2 protein-coding genes are annotated in these 3,208 nt (G+C 67.5%); one reads left to right on the top strand and one right to left on the bottom strand.

The genetic code is table 11. The annotated features are described in order from the left end of the window. The first annotated feature begins 56 nt into the window (after positions 1 to 56). The gene (fliP, locus tag SE92_RS34615; protein WP_063203928.1) at positions 57 to 818 is read left to right on the top strand and encodes a flagellar type III secretion system pore protein FliP; all 762 of its coding nucleotides are present in this window, start codon (positions 57 to 59) and stop codon (positions 816 to 818) included. Positions 819 to 842: 24 nt separating this feature from the next. On the opposite strand, the gene SE92_RS34610 is transcribed toward fliP, so the two are convergent. Continuing rightward, positions 843 to 3,208, bottom strand: a 2,366-nt coding sequence (locus SE92_RS34610; protein WP_502686804.1) for a tetratricopeptide repeat protein, incomplete at its 5' end; no start/stop codon positions are given.

Here is a 3,208-nt window from a genome sequence, read left to right as displayed (position 1 = left end):
TTTGAAAATCTCGAAGACGAGATGGCCTCCCTGCTCGGCCGTCCGAAGCCGTCTTCGTGAGGCTGCCGTCCCTCCCGCGTAGAGTTCTTTTCCTTTCTGTCCTGTTCGGCGCGGCTTCGCTCGCAAGCCTTGCGCATGCGCAGGACATCAGCATCAACCTCGGCGGCGGCGGCGCCGGCGGGGGCGGCGTCACCGAGCGCGCGATCCAGCTCATCGCGCTGCTCACCGTGCTGTCGATCGCGCCGTCGATCCTGATCATGATGACGTCGTTCACGCGCATCGTGGTCGTGCTGTCGCTGCTGCGCACCGCGATGGGCACGGCGACCGCGCCGCCGAACTCGGTGATCATCGCGCTCGCGATGTTCCTCACCTTCTTCGTGATGGGGCCGGTGCTGCAGAAATCCTACGACGACGGCATCCGTCCGCTCGTCGCCAACCAGATCGGCGTCGAGGACGCACTGCAGCGCGCCTCCGTGCCCTTGCGCGGCTTCATGCAGAAGAACGTGCGCGAAAAGGACCTCAAGCTGTTCCTCGATCTCTCGGGCGAGCCGCCGCCGGCCACTCCCGACGACCTCGCCCTCCGCATCCTCGTCCCCGCCTTCATGATCTCCGAGCTGAAGCGCGCCTTCGAGATCGGCTTCCTGTTATTCCTGCCCTTCCTGATCATCGACCTCGTCGTCGCCTCGGTCCTGATGTCGATGGGCATGATGATGCTGCCGCCAGCGACTATCTCGCTGCCGTTCAAGCTGATCTTCTTCGTGCTGGTCGACGGCTGGTCGCTGGTGGCGGGGAGCTTGGTGCAGAGTTACGGGGGGTGAGGGCTTCGCGCGGAACGAGAGTTTCTACCGCGTCATCTTGATCTGCCGCACCACCGGGATCGTCGGCAGCGAGCCGGTGTGGTCGCTCTCGTCCTTGGCTTGCGGCGAGCCGGGGGCGCGGGCGGTGGCGTCGGGGAAGCGCTGCTTCATCTCGCGCAGGAAGCCGTCGAGCGTGTCGACGCTGGCTGCCAGCTTGGCGATCTCGGCGAATTCGGCGCTGGAGGCCGCGGCCGGCTTGCTCGCGATGTCGAAGGCGAGACGGTCGGCGCTCTCGCTCATCAGCGGCGCGTATTTCTCGCGAAAGCGCGACAGGCCGATCGAGTCGTCGGCGAGCGCATAGCCGACGGCGGCGCGGATGATGTCGCTCTTCTCCACCGTGTTCAGCGGCTTGAAGTCGCGAAAACGCTCGCCGTAATAGAGTTCGATCTGCTCGGCGGATTCGCGCCAGCGCCGGGCCGCCCAGAAGATGTCGGAGCGCAGGCGGAGCACCTCGCGCCCGGAGACGTTGGAGACGATGTCGAGCGCGAGGTCGTGACGGCCGACGTCGCTCTGCGCGCGCGCCTCCAGCAGCAGGCGCTGCTGCCTGAGCTCGCCGGAGAGATCGCTGATGCGGCTCGCGCGTAGCGCGGTGATCGCCATGTCGGGCTTGCGGTTGGCGAGATAGATCATGGACAGACGCGCGGCGACCTGGGCGCGCGCGGCGCCTTCGAGGCGGTGATCGACCTGGTATTGCAACAGCTCGGCGGCCTGGTCGAGCAGATCGATCGATGCGAGACGGTCGGCGAGACGGCGGATCAGTTCGTCGCCGCGCCGGCCGATCGGCGTCAGCTCGCGGAACTCGTAGAACATCCCGAGCGCCTCCACCGGCGGCAGCTCGTCGCCCTTCGGTCCCAGGAAGATCTTCGTGAACAGCTCGGAGGCGAGGTCCTGTGCCTGACGCGAGGCTTCGGCGTTCGGCTGCAGCCTCGTCGCGGTGCGCGCCGCGGTGAGCGCGTCGCGGTAGCGCCCGCTCTCGGCATACATCTGCGACAGCATCTGCAGCGTCTTGACCTCGATCGAGTCGCCGCGCCAGGTCATCGACAGGGTCTCGAGCTCGCGCAGCGCGTCTTCCTTGCCGATCTCGTCGCGTTTCTGCCGCAACGCGACCTCGAGCTGCTTGGCCTCGGCCGCAGCCGGCCGATCGCTCGAGGCGGCCGCGAGCTTGTAATCGTCGAGCGCGTCCTTGTCGTGGCCGAGCGCCTCGGCGAGCCGGCCGCGCAGCACGGCGAAGCCGGGCGCCGCCTCGGGCGGGACACCGACCACTTCGAGTTCGCTGCGGCGCTTGGAGGCGCCGGCATAGTCCTTCACCTCGAGCGAGGCCCGCATCGCGTCCATCGTCACGATGCGCTGGATGTCGAGCGGCAGCGAGGCGATGGCGAATTCGACGTTCTTGAACTTCTCGCGCGCGTCCGCCCATTTGCCCTGGCGCGCATAGGCGAGCGCCTTCCAGAGCTGGGAGTCGTGACTGTTGCCGATCACGGGATTGGCGAGGTCCTTCAGGCCCTGCGCCGGCCGGCCGATCAGGATGCTGGCGATCGCATGCATGATCAGCGCGCCGCTCTCCTCCTTGTTGAGCGGATCGCTCAACATCAATTCGGTCACGGCCTTGGCCTCGTGATACATCGCGCGCGACATGTAGAACTGCGCGAGGTCGAGCCGCGGCAGCGAGCGCAGCGCCGGCTCGACGTTGGAGATCGCCGTGATCAGCTCGCTCTGGCGCGCCATGAAGTTTTCCGACTGGCCCTTGCGCCAGCCTTCGGGGCTGAACACCGGGCGCACCGCGGTCGGCGCCCGCTCGGCCGAGATGTCAACCGGCGACAGCGTCAGCCCACCTTTCTTGCCGAGGATCACCTTGTCGGCGCCGACCTCGACGCCGACCTCGTCGGAGTTCGGCCGGACCGCGATGCCGTGCGCGGATTCCAGCAGCGAGAGGTCGACGAGGTCCTGCCGCTTGATGAAGCCGCGCACCGGCCGCTGTGCCGTGACGACATAGAGGGTGTCGCCGGCGTCGGGATCGGTGAGCTTGTGCAGGACGCCCGGATTGGCGAAGGGGATCGCGATGTTGGCGAGCGCGGGGTCTGTGATGTTGCGCGACATCATCAGCGGCAGCGGCGTCGTCTGGATCTTATCGGCCAGCGTCAACAGCCAGTTGGTCTCCTTGCCGACCTCTTCGCTCGCCAGCGAGTAGACCAGCGGGCGGGTGAGACGGATGCGCACCGCCTGCCCCTTGTCCAGCGGCACGCGGCCGACCTCGCCGATCATCGCGCCGCCCTTGGCGCGGATCGCCTCGACGTCGATCGGCTTCGGCGTGTCGAACACCAGCCAGACGGTATCGCCGCGGCGGAACGCCG

Origin of the sequence: Bradyrhizobium sp. AT1 (assembly GCF_001590795.1) — a bacterium.
Lineage (GTDB): Bacteria > Pseudomonadota > Alphaproteobacteria > Rhizobiales > Xanthobacteraceae > Bradyrhizobium.
This window is presented reverse-complemented; position numbering and strand designations above follow the sequence as displayed.